The 15,782-nt window shown below is 65.3% G+C and carries 15 protein-coding genes; 4 read left to right on the forward strand and 11 right to left on the reverse strand.

The genetic code is table 11. The features are described 5' to 3' along the window. Positions 1-3: 3 nt before the first annotated feature. Positions 4-1,512: an alpha-amylase family glycosyl hydrolase gene (locus CI805_RS02445; protein ID WP_260925822.1), complete on the forward strand. Its 1,509-nt coding sequence runs from the start codon at positions 4-6 to the stop codon at positions 1,510-1,512. Next, complete coding sequence (locus CI805_RS02450) at positions 1,512-2,360, forward strand: hypothetical protein (RefSeq protein ID WP_260925824.1); 849 nt, start codon at positions 1,512-1,514, stop codon at positions 2,358-2,360. The genes CI805_RS02445 and CI805_RS02450 overlap by 1 nt, the downstream gene beginning before the upstream one ends. Here CI805_RS02450 and CI805_RS02455 read toward each other — a convergent pair. Both CI805_RS02455 and CI805_RS02460 read right to left on the reverse strand, forming a co-directional pair. After that, complete coding sequence (locus tag CI805_RS02455; protein ID WP_313958540.1) at positions 2,320-2,676, reverse strand: hypothetical protein; 357 nt, start codon at positions 2,674-2,676, stop codon at positions 2,320-2,322. The two genes, CI805_RS02450 and CI805_RS02455, sit on opposite strands and share 41 nt — an antisense overlap. Then, positions 2,670-3,317, reverse strand: coding sequence for a hypothetical protein (locus tag CI805_RS02460; RefSeq protein WP_260925826.1), 648 nt, complete (start codon positions 3,315-3,317; stop codon positions 2,670-2,672). Before CI805_RS02460 ends, CI805_RS02455 begins: the two co-directional genes overlap by 7 nt. A gap of 143 nt (positions 3,318-3,460) precedes the next feature. Here CI805_RS02460 and CI805_RS02465 point away from each other — a divergent pair, with 143 nt between their 5' ends. Together CI805_RS02465 and CI805_RS02470 are read left to right on the forward strand one after the other, a co-directional pair. Next, entirely contained in the window at positions 3,461-4,372 is a 912-nt protein-coding gene (locus CI805_RS02465) for a LysR family transcriptional regulator (protein WP_260927721.1), read from the forward strand. Between the two features lie 120 nt (positions 4,373-4,492). Next, on the forward strand, positions 4,493-5,842 hold the full coding sequence (locus CI805_RS02470) for an MFS transporter (protein ID WP_260925828.1): 1,350 nt from the start codon (positions 4,493-4,495) through the stop codon (positions 5,840-5,842). Between the two features lie 85 nt (positions 5,843-5,927). On the opposite strand, the gene CI805_RS02475 is transcribed toward CI805_RS02470, so the two are convergent. The 9 genes from CI805_RS02475 to gpmA all read right to left on the reverse strand — a co-directional run bounded on the left by CI805_RS02475 (position 5,928) and on the right by gpmA (position 15,764). Continuing rightward, entirely contained in the window at positions 5,928-7,835 is a 1,908-nt protein-coding gene (locus tag CI805_RS02475) for a bifunctional sugar phosphate isomerase/epimerase/4-hydroxyphenylpyruvate dioxygenase family protein (protein WP_260925830.1), read from the reverse strand. Positions 7,836-8,019: 184 nt separating this feature from the next. Beyond that, positions 8,020-8,436, reverse strand: a complete 417-nt coding sequence (locus CI805_RS02480) for a DUF3035 domain-containing protein (protein ID WP_260925832.1) — start codon at positions 8,434-8,436, stop codon at positions 8,020-8,022. A gap of 4 nt (positions 8,437-8,440) precedes the next feature. Continuing rightward, on the reverse strand, positions 8,441-8,971 hold the full coding sequence (gene lspA / locus CI805_RS02485) for a signal peptidase II (protein WP_260925835.1): 531 nt from the start codon (positions 8,969-8,971) through the stop codon (positions 8,441-8,443). After that, the gene (gene ileS / locus CI805_RS02490) at positions 8,968-11,958 is read right to left on the reverse strand and encodes an isoleucine--tRNA ligase (RefSeq protein WP_260925837.1); all 2,991 of its coding nucleotides are present in this window, start codon (positions 11,956-11,958) and stop codon (positions 8,968-8,970) included. Before ileS ends, lspA begins: the two co-directional genes overlap by 4 nt. An 81-nt stretch (positions 11,959-12,039) precedes the next feature. Beyond that, positions 12,040-12,987, reverse strand: a complete 948-nt coding sequence (locus tag CI805_RS02495; protein WP_260925840.1) for a bifunctional riboflavin kinase/FAD synthetase — start codon at positions 12,985-12,987, stop codon at positions 12,040-12,042. 12 nt (positions 12,988-12,999) lie between these two features. Beyond that, positions 13,000-13,485 carry a dihydrofolate reductase gene (locus tag CI805_RS02500; RefSeq protein ID WP_260925843.1) on the reverse strand — a complete coding sequence of 162 codons (486 nt, stop codon included), beginning with the start codon at positions 13,483-13,485 and terminating at the stop codon, positions 13,000-13,002. Positions 13,486-13,499: 14 nt separating this feature from the next. Continuing rightward, a complete protein-coding gene (locus tag CI805_RS02505; protein WP_260925855.1) occupies positions 13,500-14,558 on the reverse strand; it encodes a 5-(carboxyamino)imidazole ribonucleotide synthase in 1,059 nt (352 codons plus the stop codon). A gap of 24 nt (positions 14,559-14,582) precedes the next feature. Then, positions 14,583-15,038: a 5-(carboxyamino)imidazole ribonucleotide mutase gene (purE, locus tag CI805_RS02510; protein WP_260925867.1), complete on the reverse strand. Its 456-nt coding sequence runs from the start codon at positions 15,036-15,038 to the stop codon at positions 14,583-14,585. A 39-nt stretch (positions 15,039-15,077) separates the two neighbouring features. After that, a complete protein-coding gene (gene gpmA, locus CI805_RS02515) occupies positions 15,078-15,764 on the reverse strand; it encodes a 2,3-diphosphoglycerate-dependent phosphoglycerate mutase (RefSeq protein WP_260925869.1) in 687 nt (228 codons plus the stop codon). Positions 15,765-15,782: the final 18 nt, after the last annotated feature.

Raw genomic sequence — 15,782 nt, forward strand, 5'->3', positions numbered from 1 at the left:
CCGATGCCCGACAGTTCATCGCCCGAGGTCCCACCAATTCCCACGCCTGTTGCCACCTATCGCCTGCAATTGCGCAATGGCGTGGATCTTTCCGCCGCGCGCGATCTTCTGCCCTGGCTGAAGACGCTGCGGATCAGCCACCTCTACCTCTCCCCACTGCTCACCGCCGCGCGAGGATCGACCCATGGCTACGATGTGGCGAACCCTGCCGAAGTAGATCGGGCACTGGGGGGGCAAGCCGCTTTCGAGGCTCTGGCAGATACGGCCCGCAACGCCGGGATCGGCCTGGTTCTCGACATCGTGCCCAACCACATGGCCTTCACCCCGCAGAACCCGCTGCTTGCCGACGTACTGCGCCACGGAGAGGAAAGCGAACACGCCGCGATATTCGATATCGACTGGTCTCGCGGTCGCCTGCACGCCCCGGTGCTGGATCGCCCGGCCACCGACCTGCTCGATGCTCGAGCGATCGCCATGGCCGGGACCGCCGAGGACCCGCGCCTCAGAATCTACGACGAAGACTGGCCACTCAATCCCACCCCGCTCGCCATCGCGCTGGTGTCAGGCGAGCGCCCTCTCGATGGCCCCGCGCTCGACGATCTGCTGGCCCAACAGCACTGGAGCCTCGGTCACTGGCGCGACACGGCAGATCGGATCATCCACCGCCGCTTCTTCAACGTGACGGGGCTGATCGGAGTCCGGCAGGAAGACCCTGCCGTGTTCGAGGCCACGCATCGCTGGCTACTCAATCAGGTTGCCGCGGGCCGCATACAGGGCATTCGGGTCGATCATGTCGATGGCCTTGCGCGGCCCGGCGGCTATCTCCACCGCCTGCGCACGGCACTGGACGCCGTATCGTCCGAACCGATCCCGATCTGGATCGAGAAGATCGTCAAGGCGGACGAAACGCTGCCGCCCTGGCCGGTCGCGGGAATGAGCGGGTACGAATTCATTGCCCCGCTCACCCGCCTGCTGCTTCCCGAAGCAGGCCTTGCCGCTCTGCGCGAAGCCGCCGAGGGTGCGATCCCCGAACGCTATGCCGAGGCCATGCAGACGGTGCGCCGCGAACTGCTGGCGGATATGTTCGCACCGGAACGCGCCCGCGTGCTCGCAGCAGCCCGCGAAGCGCTTGCGGCGGACGGCGACGATGGCGCAGGTCTCGCTGCCCGTCACGACGATGCACTGCTGGCCGATGCGCTCGATGCACTGGCCTGCGACTGGCCGGTCTATCGCTCCTATACAGCCGACGGTTGCCCACCGGCTGCACAGGCGCAGGCAGCGCTGGCACGTCATGCCGATCATGGCGCGATGCTGCTCGCCGATCTGCTCCACGCGCCCGACGATCCTCCGGCCCGTGCCTTCGCGGCCCGCTTCGAACAACTGACCGGCGCGCTTACCGCCAAGTCCGAAGAAGACACGCTGTTCTATCGCGATGTCGCCTGTCTGGCGCTATGCGAAGTGGGGCCGAGCCCGATCTCGGCACGCTGGATACAGAGGCGTTCGCCGCGCTGATGCAAGCCCGTGCGACACGAACCCCGCTGGCCCTCTCCACCCTTTCCACCCACGATACCAAGCGCAGCGTCGATGCCCGTGCTGCGCTGATCGCGCTGGCCTGGCGACCGGTACTGGCCACGCGGCTCTATGCCGAGGCCCGCAAACGCGCCGCCATGGCCCGGCTGCCCGAAGCGCTGGGGCTCTATGCCTTGCAGACCGCGCTCGTGATGCGCGGCGCCGCAGAAGCGCAAGCGCGTATTACCGCGCATCTCGCCAAGGCCCTGCGCGAAGGCAAGGCGCTGTCCTCGCACGAAGCCCCGGACGAAGCCGTGGAAGCACAAACGGCCAAGCTCTGTCTCGGGATGCTCTCTGACCTTGAGCGGCACCGCCTGTGGTCGGCAGCGGAGGCGGCGGATTTCGATACGGTACGCGAAGCGCTGGTGCTGGCGCAGGTTGCCTTCCAGCTGACCGCCCCCGGTATTCCCGACATCTATCGCGGCAGCGAGATCGAGCATGTTGCCCTGACCGATCCCGACAACCGCCGCCCCGTCGATCACGCTGCCATTGCCGCACTGACGGGAGACGAGGCCTCGCTTTCGGGGCGCAAGCTGGCGCTCACCCGGCACCTGTTCGCCCGCCGCGCCCACGATCCCGATCTCTACGCCCGCGGCGATTACGTGCTGGAGGAGAACGCACGCCGCTGGATCGTGACACGCCGATACGATGGCCGCGAGGAAACGCTGCGGATTCCCAAACCCGGCAGCGAGCGCCTCGAACATGCGGACATCGACGACGGCTGGCTCGCAATCGATGCCGGAGACGTGATCAGCGGCGCGGCCGGGCCAGCAACAGTTCCAGGTCCTTGAGCGCGGCACTGGCGGTCGCCATCGGTTCGGCCCCGCCTCCCATGGTGACGATCTCGCCCATCGCATCGGTGGTGACGCGCAGCGCCTTGGTTTTTCCGGCGATATGCGCGAACGGATCGTCATTGGCGTAGGTTCTGACGCCTACAGTCGCCTTGTACCCCGTCTCTGTCGTCTTCAACATGCCCACAAGACGCGGAACGAGTCCGGACTCGCGCCACTCTCGTACCTGCGCCGCCGTCACGTGCTGGATACCGGAAACGTCGATATCGCGCATCGCAAGCTCTGCCCCGAGGCCGAAGTTGGCCAGAATCAGCAGCTTGCAGGCCGTATCCCACCCCTCGACATCGCGGGCGGGATCGGCCTCGGCAAAGCCCCCGCCTGTGCCTCCGCCAGAGCCTCGGCATACTCGATTCCCCGCGAAATCATGGCGTTGAGCAGATAGTTCGTGGTCGCGTTCAGCACCCCCTCCAGTGCCAGAACCCGGCAGCCGAGCAGCCCGGTCTCGATCAGATCGATCGTCGGCAAGGCCGCCGCCGTCGCCCCGCTGATCTTCAGGCGTGCCCCGGAACCTTCTGAAATCGCCCGTAATTGCACACCGGAATGAACCAGTGCGCCTTTCGAGACGACCACCGCATCGATCCCCGCCGTCAGTGCCGCCGTAAGGTATTCCAGCGCCGGACCGCCCATCACGAAATCGCTCGGCCCAGCCTCGATCAGCACATCGGGACCTGCGGACAGGAGGAAATCGGATCCGTGCCGCCCAGCCTCGAAACGTCCGAAATCTGCCACTTCCAACCCCTCTGAAGAGGCCAGACCCGCTCTCGATCCGCAGGCTGCGACCAGCCGGACATCCGTGCCATACACCGCCCGATAGCGTTCGCGACGGGCCAGCAGCAGTTCGCCGATCTGCCGTCCGACCCGCCCGAAACCGGCAATGGCCACTGAAATCTCGCGCATGTCTAACCCACCTCTAACTGCTGGATAGAGGCCCCTAACCCACCCCTGCCAGACTGGGCAAACCGGCCGATTGGCGCATGCCTCACGAAGTGCTAGCCGGAACCATGCTGACGATCCGACAGATCGAAATCTTCCGCGCGGTGATGATCGCCAAGACCATCAGCGGCGCCGCCAAGATGCTGGGCACCTCGCAGCCCGGCCTCAGCCGCATGCTCGCGCATATGGAAGACCGCCTCCAGTTCCGCCTGTTCGACCGCACCCGTGGCCGCATCGTCCCGACCCGCGAGGCGAGCGTACTGTTCGAGGAAATCGAGCATGTCTACAAGGGCATAAGCGATCTCGACCATGTGATTTCTCGGCTGGGCAAAGGCGCGGACCGCACGTTCCGGGTGGGCGCCTCGCCCTCGCTGGGGCACTCGGTGCTCCCACGCATGCTGGCGCGCCTGACCGCGAACTACCCCGCGCTGCAGATCCAGTTCGACATCCTCTCGGTAGAGCAGGCGCACGACTGGCTGGTGCTCCAGCGCGGCGACTATGCGCTGACGGTGTTTCCCATCGATCACCCCAGCATCCTGTCGAGCCGGATCGGCCATGGCCGCATGGTCTGCACCGTGCCTGCCGATCACCGGCTGGCGGATCGACAGTTCGTCGAACTCGCAGACTTGCGTGGTGAGCGTATCCAGTCATTCCGGCAGGACACCCCACGGCCAGATCATCGCCGCGATGTACGAGGCGGCAGGCGAGACTCTCGATGTGGCGACATATGTGCGCTTTGCCGAAACGGCGGTCGCCTTCGTCGCCAATGGCATGGGCATCGCGCTGGTGGACAGTTTCACCGCAATGCAGGGCCATGCCGCCGATGTGCGCTTCCTCGAAATCGCCCAGCCGCACCAGCAGGCACAAGCCCGGTCCCTGCCCGTCTACATCTCGCGCAATCTCGACGCCGCACGCCCGATGATCGGCGAGACCTTCGAGGAAATTGCGCGTACAATCTTGCTCAACGTGCCACGTCCACGCACCGAAATGCGGTCCGGAACAGGGTTGCCATAACTTAACGGTATGCATAAGCGTGCCGGGAGGGCTGGAAATGAACCATCCGGTACGGAACCTTACAGCATTCCCGGAGGGTCCCGGGCGGACGGACGCGAACACGCGCGATACTGGAGAGGCGTGACATGGCCACTTATTCCCCAGCCGGCACCGTATCGGTGCGGCCTTATGTGACGGTCGACGAGGCCGCGCAGCAACGCACCGACGGCTGGTCGCGCCTCCAGATCCTGGTCGTGGCGATCTGCTTCATTCTCAACATGCTGGACGGCATGGACGTGCTGATCCTGTCCTATATCGCGCCCGCGCTGTCCAAGGACTGGCAGGTCACGCCCGATCGACTCGGCGTGGTGTTCAGCGCCAGCCTCGCCGGGATGGCCGCAGGCGGGTTGCTGATCGCACCGCTGGCCGACAAGTTCGGCCGCCGCCGCCTGATCCTTGCCGCAATGCTGACGATGACCGTCGCGATGTTCGGCTCCGCAATCGCCGGATCGATCACCGAACTGATCGTCTCGCGCTTCGTGGTGGGCGTCGGCATCGGCACGGTTCTGGCGAGCATGGCTGCGCTGACGGCCGAATATGCGCCTGCCAAGCACCGCACGTTTGCGGTCGGCTTCCTGCAGGCGGGCTATCCCATCGGCGCGACGCTCACCGGGTTCATCGTTGCCGGACAACTGGCCACGCACGGCTGGCAGGCGATGCTGCTGGGCGCCGCTGCCCTATGCCTGTGCTCGCTGCCGCTGGTGATCTTCTTCCTGCCCGAATCGCTCGACTTCCTGCTCGCTCGCCAGCCCAAGGGCGCGCTGGAGCAGGCCAACGCGATCCTGGCCCGCATCGGCGGCGCGCCGCTGGACGCCCTGCCCGAGCGCAAGACTGCCGCCAAGGGCAGCGCGGGCCTGCGCGGCGTTGTGGGTGAAGGCCGCATGCTCGGTACCTCGCTGCTGTGGGCGGCAACGATCTTCGGCTTCATGACGCTCTATTTCGTCATCAGCTGGATTCCCAAGCTGGCGATCGAGGCGGGCCTGCCCGAAACGCAGGCGATCTATGCCGGTGCGATCTACAACGTCGGCGCGTTCCTGGGCATCACCTCGATCGGCCTCGTCGGCTCGAAGCTGGACCTTGGCCGCTCGATCTTCGGCTATCTGCTGTGCTCCGCAGGCGCGCTGGTGGTGTTCGGCGCCTATTCGATGCCGCTGGCCGAGACGCTCCTCGTCGCCTTCCTGATCGGCGTGTTCGTGCAGGGCGGCTTCAACGGCGTCTACCCGCTCGCTGCCCAGTTCTACCCCGCACAGGTCCGCAGCACCGGTCTTGGCTGGGCGATGGGCATCGGTCGCATCGGCGCCGTAATCGGCCCGATGCTGGGCGGCTACATGCTGGCCGAGAAAGTGCCTCTCGCGACGATCTTCGCGGTCTTTGCCGTCCCTGCGATAGCGTCCGGCATCTGCTGCGCGCTGGTGACAGCAACCAAGCGCGACTGACACGCGAGCCATCTTTCCAGCCCAACGAAAAAGGGCCCGACGCGGTGGCGTCGGGCCCTTTTTCGTTGCTCGGCGGAGACGCCGCTCAGTCCTTTATCAACTCCGGGTCGCGATGCCGGGTCTGCGCCGCCAGACGAATCCCCGCATTGGGTGCGCCATAGCCGCCATAGCCGTTCTCGCGCTCAACGAACTCGAAGAAGAACAGCTTGTCGAAGGCACGGCTGTAGAACTGGCGATAGGGCGCTCCCGCTGCATCCTCGTCATAGAGGAGATTGCCCTCGGCCATGGCCGCGATCTTCGCCTCATCGAAGCCGAAGCGCGCCACCAGATCGTCATAGTAGTTCGCCGGAATTTCCAGCAGCGACGCCGCCTTGTCCCGCATCGCCGTCGATGCCGCCGCAATGTCTTCGCACGCGAAGGCGACGTGCTGGAAGCCGCCGCCCATGCCCTGCGCCAGGAACCGCGCCGAAAGCGTCTCACGGGCATCGGTGCCGTTAATGGTGACACGGAAGGCGCCATCGGGCGACTGGAAGGCCTGACTGCTGACGAGGCCCGAAGGATCGATCACGTCCTGTGCATCGCGGCCTTCCAGCCCGAACAGCGCCCGCCAGTACAGTTGCCACGACAGGAACTCGTCGCCGTGAACCACCGCGCCCAGATGGTCGATCTCACGCACGGCATCGGGCGCCGACAGATCGCCTGCCTCTGCCACTGCCGCGAACTCGTGGGCCCAGAGCGCTTCCGCACCGCTGTCCTCGACCAGATAGACGAGACTGCCGCCAACACCGCGCAGCGCAGGCATCGCCATCCTGCCGGGGCGTCCTTCGGGGCTGTAGGCCTTGATTCCGAGCGCCGCTGCCCGGTCCATCACGGCCTGAGCATCCGCCACGCGAACGCCGATCGCGCAGATCGAAGGGCCGTGAACTATGCGATAGGAGCGCGCAAAGCCCTTCTCCTCGGCATTGACGACGAGATTGACGTTGCCCTGCTTCCAGCGCGTGACCTTCTTGGTGCGGTGCGTCCCGGCATGGCGGAACCCCAGCGAGCCCAGCGTATCGCCAAGCCGTGCGCTGTCGGTGGGCGCCACCGCGAATTCGACGAACTCGGCCTTCAGCGGGGCCTGAGGCGCGGGCATCGTCGTGGGCTGGCCATTGAGATGCAGCGCCGCGTCGCGGATATATTCCAGCGAGCGATGCCCGTCCTGCGCCACCATGCGCGTCGAGGCCGAGCGAAAGCGGTCGTTGAAGATTTCCAGCGACAGTGGGCCGTCGTAGCCGGTCTTGAGAATCTCGGCGACGAAGGTGGTGACGTCGAGCCCACCCTGCCCCGGCAGATTGCGGAAATGGCGGCTCCAGTAGAGCAGATCCATATCCAGCACCGGCGCATCGGCCAGTTGCACGAAGACGATCTTGTCGCCGCGGATCTGCGCGATGCTCTCGCTCGGGATGCGGCGCGACAGCGAGTGGAAGCTGTCGAGAATGATGCCGATCGCCGGGTGATCGACCTGGCTGACGATGTCCCAGACCTGCCGGTGATCGTTGACATGCCGCCCCCAGGCGAGCGCCTCGTACCCTACGCGAATGCCGCGTGCCTGTGCGCGTTCGCCCAGTTCGCGGAAGTCGGCCACGATCTGGTTCACGTCACCCGACGAGTGCGGCGAACAGTTGGAGCAGACAAGGATGCGGTCGCAGTCGATTTCGCCCATCAGGTCGAACTTGCGCTCGGCGCGATCGAATGCGCGGGCGCGCATGTCACCCGGCATCCCCTCGAAATCGCGGAACGGCTGGTAGAGCATGCAGGCAAGGCCCAGATCGTCGAGCATGCGCTTGATCTCGACGGGGCGCTGCGGCGCGGCGATCAGATCATTCTCGAAGATCTCGACGCCATCGTACCCGGCAGCAGCAGCGGCCTCAAGCTTCTGTTGCAACGTGCCGCTCAGCGACACCGTGGCGACGGCGTTGGTGGGGGCTGTCGATGGAGAAACGCTGGACATGGCTCGCCTTCCGGTTGGTTCGGAAAGCAGGATACGCCTCTGCGGCGCGGCAACGAAGCGGCAGTAACTGGGCGGTCCATACCATATTGTTATGATTTGGCCGGAAGCCTCGTCATCAATAACGAAAAAGGCCGGAGCGATGCCCCGGCCTTTTTCATCACTTCAGTTCGTGATCGGCTGAATTTCAGCCGCCCACGGCAGTCTGCGCATCACGGCCATCGCCTTCCGGCGCCGCAAGAATCTGCTGGGTCACGCGGTCCTTGGCGACCGTATAGGTGTTGGGATCGCCCACCGTCGAACGGATCGCCGGGTCGGCGGAACCGGCCATGCTCAGCGCGTTCGATTCGATCGAGCTGCGCGGCTGCGAACCACCGAACAGGGCATTCAGCGTCTGCTGCTGCACCGAATCGTCAGCGGGGCGAGGCTGACCCTGCTTCGGCGGCGCAATCGCGAAGTCCGGCGGGATCACCAGCGGCGCCTGGCGCTGCACGGCGAATTCGTCAGGCCCGGCGTGGTTGAACATGCTGGTGTTGCCGCAGCCCGACACGAGCAACGCGCCGCCAGCGACGGCGAGGAGGGCAACGACTTTCTTCATCGGCATCAAATCAACTCTCCGGGGCGGGATCGACCGCAACATCTTCGGGCTTGTCGCGCGAAAGAAGGGATCGGGCAAGGATAAACAGGACGCCGAGCGTGATCGCGACGTCGGCAAGGTTGAAGATCAGGAACGGGCGCCACTCACCAAAGTGCAGGTCGGCATAGTCGACGACATAGCCCAGCGTGAACCGGTCACGGATATTGCCCAGCGCACCACCCAGCACGCCGCCCAGCGCGACGATCTCGAACAGGCGCTTCTCGCGCAGCAGCCAGATGAACACGAAACCGGCAATCGCGGCGGTCATCGCCACCAGCGCCCAGCGCCCCTCCGGCGAGCCCGCCGTGAACAGGCCCAGCGAAACGCCGGGGTTCTGCGTGAAACGGAAGTCGAAGATCGGCAAAAGGTCGATCACGCCCTTTTCGCGCAGCTGCAAGCCATTGACCAGCCAGCCTTTCAGCCCCTGATCGGCGGCGAAGACCACAGCGGCAAAGACCAGCCCGATCACACGGCGCGGCCAAGGGTTGCGAACCGTACTCACGCCTGGACCTCGCCATCGAACAGCGCCACGGCATCCTCGCAACGGTCGCACAGCGTGCCATCCTCCGAAACTTCGGGAAGATGGCGCCAGCAGCGACCGCACTTGTGGTCATGCGAGGGGGTGACAGTCACCGCCTCGCCCTGCCCACGATGGACTTTCGCGGTGATGAACAGTTCGGCCAGCTGCGCCTCGTCGAAGCCTGCCGGAATGGCGGCCTCCGGCACAGTGACTTCGGCTTCCAGGCTGGAGCGCACGGTCTTCTCGCGGCGCAGCGGCTCGATCGCCTCGGTCGCCTGCTGGCGCAGCGCGCGCAGGGCATCCCAGCGTGCAGCGTCGGCCTCGACCACCGGGACTTCCGGCCATTCGAGCAGGTGAACGCTCTCGGCATCGGGGTAGCGGCTCTGCCAGACTTCCTCTGCCGTGAACACGATCACCGGCGCGGCATAGCGCACCAGCGCCTGGAACAGCACGTCCAGCACGGTGCGATAGGCGCGGCGGGTCGGATCGCCGGGCGCGTCGCAGTAGAGGCAGTCCTTGCGGATATCGAAGAAGAACGCCGAGAGGTCCTCGTTGCAGAAATCGAGCAGCGCGCGGACGTAAGTGTTGAAATCGTAGTCGGCGACTGCCTGCTTCAGCGTCGCGTCAAGCTTGCCCAGCAGCGAGAGCACGTAGCGCTCCAGTTCGGGCATCTCGCCTGCGTTCTGTACCGTCTCTGCCGCGTTGTACCCGTCCAGCGCACCCAAGAGGTAACGGAACGTGTTGCGCAGCTTACGGTATTGATCCGCAACGCCTTTCAGGATCTCGTCGCCGATGCGGTGATCTTCGGTGAAGTCCACCGAGAGCGCCCAGAGACGAATGATGTCGGCGCCGTTGGTCTCCATCACCTTCAGCGGGCTGATGGTGTTCCCCAGCGACTTGGACATCTTCATGCCCTTGGAATCCATGGTGAAACCGTGGGTCAGCACCGCCTTGTAGGGCGCATGCCCACGCGTTGCGCAGGCCTCCAGCAGCGAGGACTGGAACCAGCCGCGATGCTGATCCGAGCCTTCGAGGTAGAGATCCGCATGCGGTCCCTCGTAGCCTTCGGGACGCAGCAGTTCGGGCCACTTGCCCGATTCGAGCACGAAGGCGTGGGTCGAACCGGAATCGAACCACACGTCGAGAATGTCGGTAACGCGTTCGAATTGCTCGGCGTCATAGGCATCGCCGAGGTATTCCTGCGCGCGCGCATCGGACCAGGCATCGACGCCGCCTTCACGCACCGCCGCAACGATCCGCGCGTTCACGGCCTTGTCGACGAGGTACTCGCCCGACTTGCGATCGACGAACAGCGTGATCGGCACACCCCATGCGCGCTGGCGCGAAAGCACCCAGTCGGGACGCCCTTCGACCATCGCGCCGATACGGTTGCGGCCCTTTTCGGGGACGAAACGCGTCTCGGCGATGGCCTGCATCGCCGTTTCGCGCAGGGTCGGGGTCTCGACTTCGCTCGACCCGAACGGACCTTTGTTCTGTTCTCCGTTCGTGTCGAGCGAAGTCGAGACACGTTCGAGCGGCCTGTCCATCGGCACGAACCACTGCGGCGTGCAGCGGTAGATCACCTTGGCCTTGGAACGCCACGAGTGCGGATAGGAATGCTTGTAGTCCGCCGAGGCTGCCAGCAGCGCACCTGCTTCGCGCAGGTCCGAGCAGATCGGACCCTCGGGCGCGTTGAACTTGGGGTTGATGACCGAGCCCTGCCCGGCCAGCCACAGCCAGTCCTCGCGGTACTTGCCGTCCGCCTCGACCACGAACTTGGGGCCGATGCCGTTGGCCTTGCACAGCTCGAAGTCGTCCTCGCCATGGTCGGGCGCCATGTGGACGAGGCCGGTGCCGCTGTCCGTGGTGACGAAATCGCCTGCGAGTAGCGGACGCGGCTCGGCGAAGAACCCGCCGAGGGCATGCATCGGGTGGCGGGCTGTGGTTCCGGCAAGGTCGGAGCCTTTGCCACGCCATACTTCCGCATTCGCTTGGAAGATGACTTTGCTGTCATGGCCTGCCGCTTTCAACAAGGCAGTCAGGTATGCCGACAGTCGATCTTGAAAAGTCTTTTGCAGATCAGCCGCAATCAGGAATTTTCGACCGAATAAGGCGCGTCCCACATTCTCATGAGCTGCGGATTCCTGCTCGCCCCAACCCACTACACCAAGTGAAGACGTCTGGAGAACAACATACTCAACCTCAGGCCCATACGCGAGCGCCTGGTTGGTCGGGATCGTCCAGGGCGTCGTCGTCCAGATCACCGCATAAGCGCCGACCAGTTCCGGCACGGCCGACTCGACGATCTCGAACGCCACGTCGATCTGGGTCGAGGTGATGTCCTCGTACTCGACCTCGGCCTCAGCTAGTGCGGTCTTCTCGACAGGGGACCACATCACCGGCTTGGCGCCGCGATAGAGCTGGCCGCTCTCGGCGAATTTCAGCAGTTCGCCGACGATGGTGCCTTCCGCTTCCGGATCCATCGTCAGGTAGGGCTTGTCCCAGTTGCCGTTGACGCCGAGGCGCTTCAACTGCTCGCGCTGGACGTTCACCCAGTTCGCGGCATAGGCGCGACATTCGGCGCGGAATTCCTCGGCAGGAACCTCGTCCTTGTTGCGCTTCTTCTTGCGGTACTCTTCCTCGACCTTCCACTCGATCGGCAGGCCGTGGCAGTCCCAGCCGGGAACGTAAGGCGCGTCCTTGCCCAGCAGCGTCTGCGTGCGGGCGACCATGTCCTTGAGGATGTGGTTCAGCGCATGGCCGATATGCATGTCGCCATTGGCGTAGGGCGGGCCATCGTGAAGGATGAACTGTTCGCGACCGGCGCGCGCCTCACGCGTCCTGGCGTAAATGTCGTCCGCCTGCCAGCGCGCCAGAATACCCGGCTCCTTCTGGGGAAGCCCAGCCTTCATGGGGAAATCGGTCTTCGGGAGGAAGACGGTCGGTCTGAAATCGCGCTGCTCGGTCATGACCGGCGGGCACTAGAGCAATTGCGGGACTGTTGGAAGAGCGCTTAGCGTCCTCGCAGCGTTCACATCGCCGGTTTTCGGTCAGAAACCCGAGACCGGGCGAGTGACGCCCAGCAGGTCGCGCGCCTGTTCGCAGTCCCGCCCGATCTGCGCCATCAGGGCATCGAGCGAATCGAACTTGGCTTCGGGGCGCAGGAAGTGGTGGAACTCCACCTCGATCTCCTGCCCATAGAGATCGCCGGAGAAATCGAAGAAGTAGGGTTCCAGCAGTTCGATGGGCGGCTCGATGGTGGGGCGAATCCCCAGATTCGCGGCACCGGGCAGCACCCGGCCATCGGGCAGGCGCCCCTTGACCGCATAGATGCCATAGCGCGGACGCAGATAGCGCTCCATTTCGAGGTTGGCCGTCGGGAAGCCGATCGAGCGGCCCAGCTTGGCCCCGTGCTGCACGACGCCGCGCACTGCGAAGGGCCGGGTCAGCAGGCGCATCGCCGTCTGGCAGTCTCCCAACTGAAGCGCATGACGCACGCGGCTGGAGGAGATCACGCCTTCCTCGTCGCGCACCGGGCCGACCGTGCGGGCGGACAGGCCGAACTCGGCGCCGACGCTCTGGAGCAGCGCAGGACTGCCGGTGCGGCCACGCCCGAAGGTGAAATCCTCCCCCGTCACCACGCCGACCGCGCCCAACTGCTTGCCAAGAAGCTCGCGAACCCACTCCTCGGCGCCCATCCCCGCCATCGCGCGGTCGAAATGGAGCACGAGCATCGCGGTGGCGCCCGCCGCCAGGAACATGTCCTGCCGCTGCTCGAGCGTGGTCAGGCGGAACGGCGGGGTCTCGGGCTTGAACAGGCGCACAGGGTGCGGATCGAAGGTCGCGACGATGGCCGGGCGGCCAAGTTCACGCGCCCAGCGCACCGCCTCCCCCACCACCGCCTGATGCCCGGCATGGAACCCGTCGAAATTACCCAGCGCCAGAACGGCACCGTGGAGGGCATGGGAGACGGGCTGGCGGTTATCGAGGCGAATCATGATCGGATGAACCTATATGTCCCGGACCAGCGTGACGAAAGCGTAAGCGGGACGCCCTCCGTCTGCCGGATGTTCTTCGCGCACGGCCTCGCGCCATTCGGGCGGCAAGGGCGGCACGACTGTGTCCCCCTCGTAGGCAGCGTGAATCTCGGTCAGTTCGACGCGGCCCGCTTGCGGCAGGAACAGCGCGAAGATCTCGGCGCCGCCGATGATGGCAATGTCGCCTTCTCCGGCCAGTGCCAGCGCAGATTCAGCCGTTGCGACCGGCTCCGCGCCTTCGGCCTGCCAAGTCGTATCGCGGGTCAGCACGATATGGCGACGGCCCGGCAGCGGCGACGGGAAACTCTCGAACGTCTTGCGGCCCATAATCATGGGCTTGCCCATGGTCAGCGCCTTGAAGTGCTTCAGGTCCGCCGGAAGCCGCCACGGCAGATCGCCATCGCGACCGATCACGCCGTTTTCGGCGCGCGCATAGATCAGGAAGAGCGTCTGGCTCACGCGGGCTCCGGCCTTCAGTCCAGCACCAGCCGGGTCACGTGCCCCATCTTGCGACCGGGGCGCGCCGCTGCCTTGCCATAGAGGTGCAGATGGTTCGCCGGGTCGGACAGGATACCTGCCCAGTCATGCGCGTCGTCGCCGATCAGGTTGCGCATCACGGCACCGCGCGTGACCAGCCCCGGATCGCCGAGCGGCAGGCCGCAGATCGCGCGGACGTGGTTCTCGAACTGGCACGAAAGCGCCCCCTCGATGGTCCAGTGCCCCGAATTGTGAACGCGCGGCGCCATCTCGTTGAACACCGGACCATTCTCGGTCGCGAAGAATTCAAGCGTGAGGACACCCACATAATCGAGCGCTTCGGCCACCTTGGCAGCGAGAGCACGCGCTTCGGGAATCTGCCACAGGATCTCCTGCGGCGTCGGCACCGTGCTGGTCGCCAGGATGCCCTGCTCGTGAACGTTGAGCGCCGATTCGTAGAATCGAACCTCGCCATTCGCTGCACGACACACGATCACCGAAAACTCGGCGAAGAAGGTGACGAAACCTTCGTAGATCAACGCCTGAACCGGCAGGTCGAGACCCTCGGCGTCGCCCGGCGACATGATGCGCCATTGGCCCTTGCCGTCGTAGCCGTCACGCCGGGTCTTGAGGATGCCCGGTGCGCCGATCGCGGCAATCGCAGCCTTCAGGTCTTCGGGCGAATCGACCGGCACGAACGGCGCGGGCGTACCGCCCAGTTCAGTGACGAAGCGCTTTTCCGACAGGCGATCCTGCGCGGTTTCCAGCGCTCGGGTATTCGGCAGCAGCGGCACATCGCCCAGCGCGGCGAGCGGCGCCACCGGAACGTTCTCGAACTCGTAAGTCACTACCGCACAATCCGCCGCGAACTTCGCCAGCGCCTCGGCATCGTCCCATGCGGCGCAGGTGAACGCCGCGCTGACTTCGGCCGCGATGGAGTCGGGCTCGGGCGCATAGATGTGGCAGCGGTAGCCGAGACGGGCGGCAGCTATCGCGATCATCCGGCCAAGCTGGCCGCCGCCGAGAATGCCGATGGTTTCGCCGGGAGCAATCATGTCAGGTTCGAGGCGCTTTTCAGATCAGGAGGGACGCTGGGCGACGCTGGCGGTCTGCTCTTCGCGAAACGCCTTCAGGCGCTCCGCCAGATCGGCATCGCTGGTCGCAAGGATGGCGGCGGCGAGCAGACCGGCATTGGCCGCCCCCGCTTCGCCGATCGCCAGCGTGCCGACAGGAATGCCCGCAGGCATCTGGACAATCGAGAGCAAGCTGTCCTGACCGGACAGCGCCTTGCTCTGCACCGGCACGCCCAGCACCGGCAGGTGCGTCATCGCTGCGACCATGCCCGGCAGGTGCGCCGCGCCGCCGGCACCGGCGATGATGACCTTGAAGCCTTCTGCCTCGGCGCCTTTGGCGAACTCGACCAGACGGTCGGGCGTGCGGTGGGCCGAGACGATGCGCGCGTCATAGGCGATGCCAAGCCCATCGAGCATGTGGGCCGCACGCTGCATCGTCGGCCAGTCCGACTGGCTGCCCATGATGATGGCAACCGGGGGACAACGGGAGTGGTCACGAGATCAACGCTCCGAGAGATAGTAGCGGTCGAGCACGGCCAGATCGCTGTCGAGGTCGTAGACGATCGGCTGGCCGGTCGGGATTTCAAGACCGGTGATCTCGTCGTCCGAGATTCCCGAAAGGTGCTTCACCAGCGCGCGCAACGAATTGCCGTGCGCCGCGACCAGCACCGTAGCGCCTGCCTTCAGGTGCGGCACGATCGAGCCTTCGTAATAGGGCAGAACGCGCGCGATGGTGTCCTTGAGGCTCTCGGTCATCGGCACGTCGATGCCTTCGTAGCGCGGATCGGTGGAAAGATCGAAGGTGCTGCCCGCTTCCATGACCGGCGGAGGCGTGTCGAAGCTGCGGCGCCAGATCTTGACCTGCTCGTCGCCGTGCTTGGCGGCGGTTTCGGCCTTGTCGAGGCCGGTCAGCCCGCCGTAGTGACGCTCGTTCAGGCGCCAGTCCTTGGTTTCCGGAATCCACAGCAGACCGGCCGCTTCCAGCGCCAGATGCAGCGTCTTGATCGCGCGGGTCTGCAGCGAGGTGAACGCCACCGTCGGCGCGATGCCCTTTGCTTTGAGCAGTTCACCCGCCGCGCGGGCTTCCGCCTCGCCCTTTTCCGTAAGGTCAACATCCCACCAGCCGGTGAAGCGGTTCTCGAGGTTCCACTGGCTCTGGCCGTGGCGAACGAGGATCAGGCGTGGCAAGGCGACGGACTCCTGCAG

Origin of the sequence: Novosphingobium sp. 9 (assembly GCF_025340265.1) — a bacterium.
In the GTDB taxonomy this organism is placed as follows: domain Bacteria; phylum Pseudomonadota; class Alphaproteobacteria; order Sphingomonadales; family Sphingomonadaceae; genus Novosphingobium.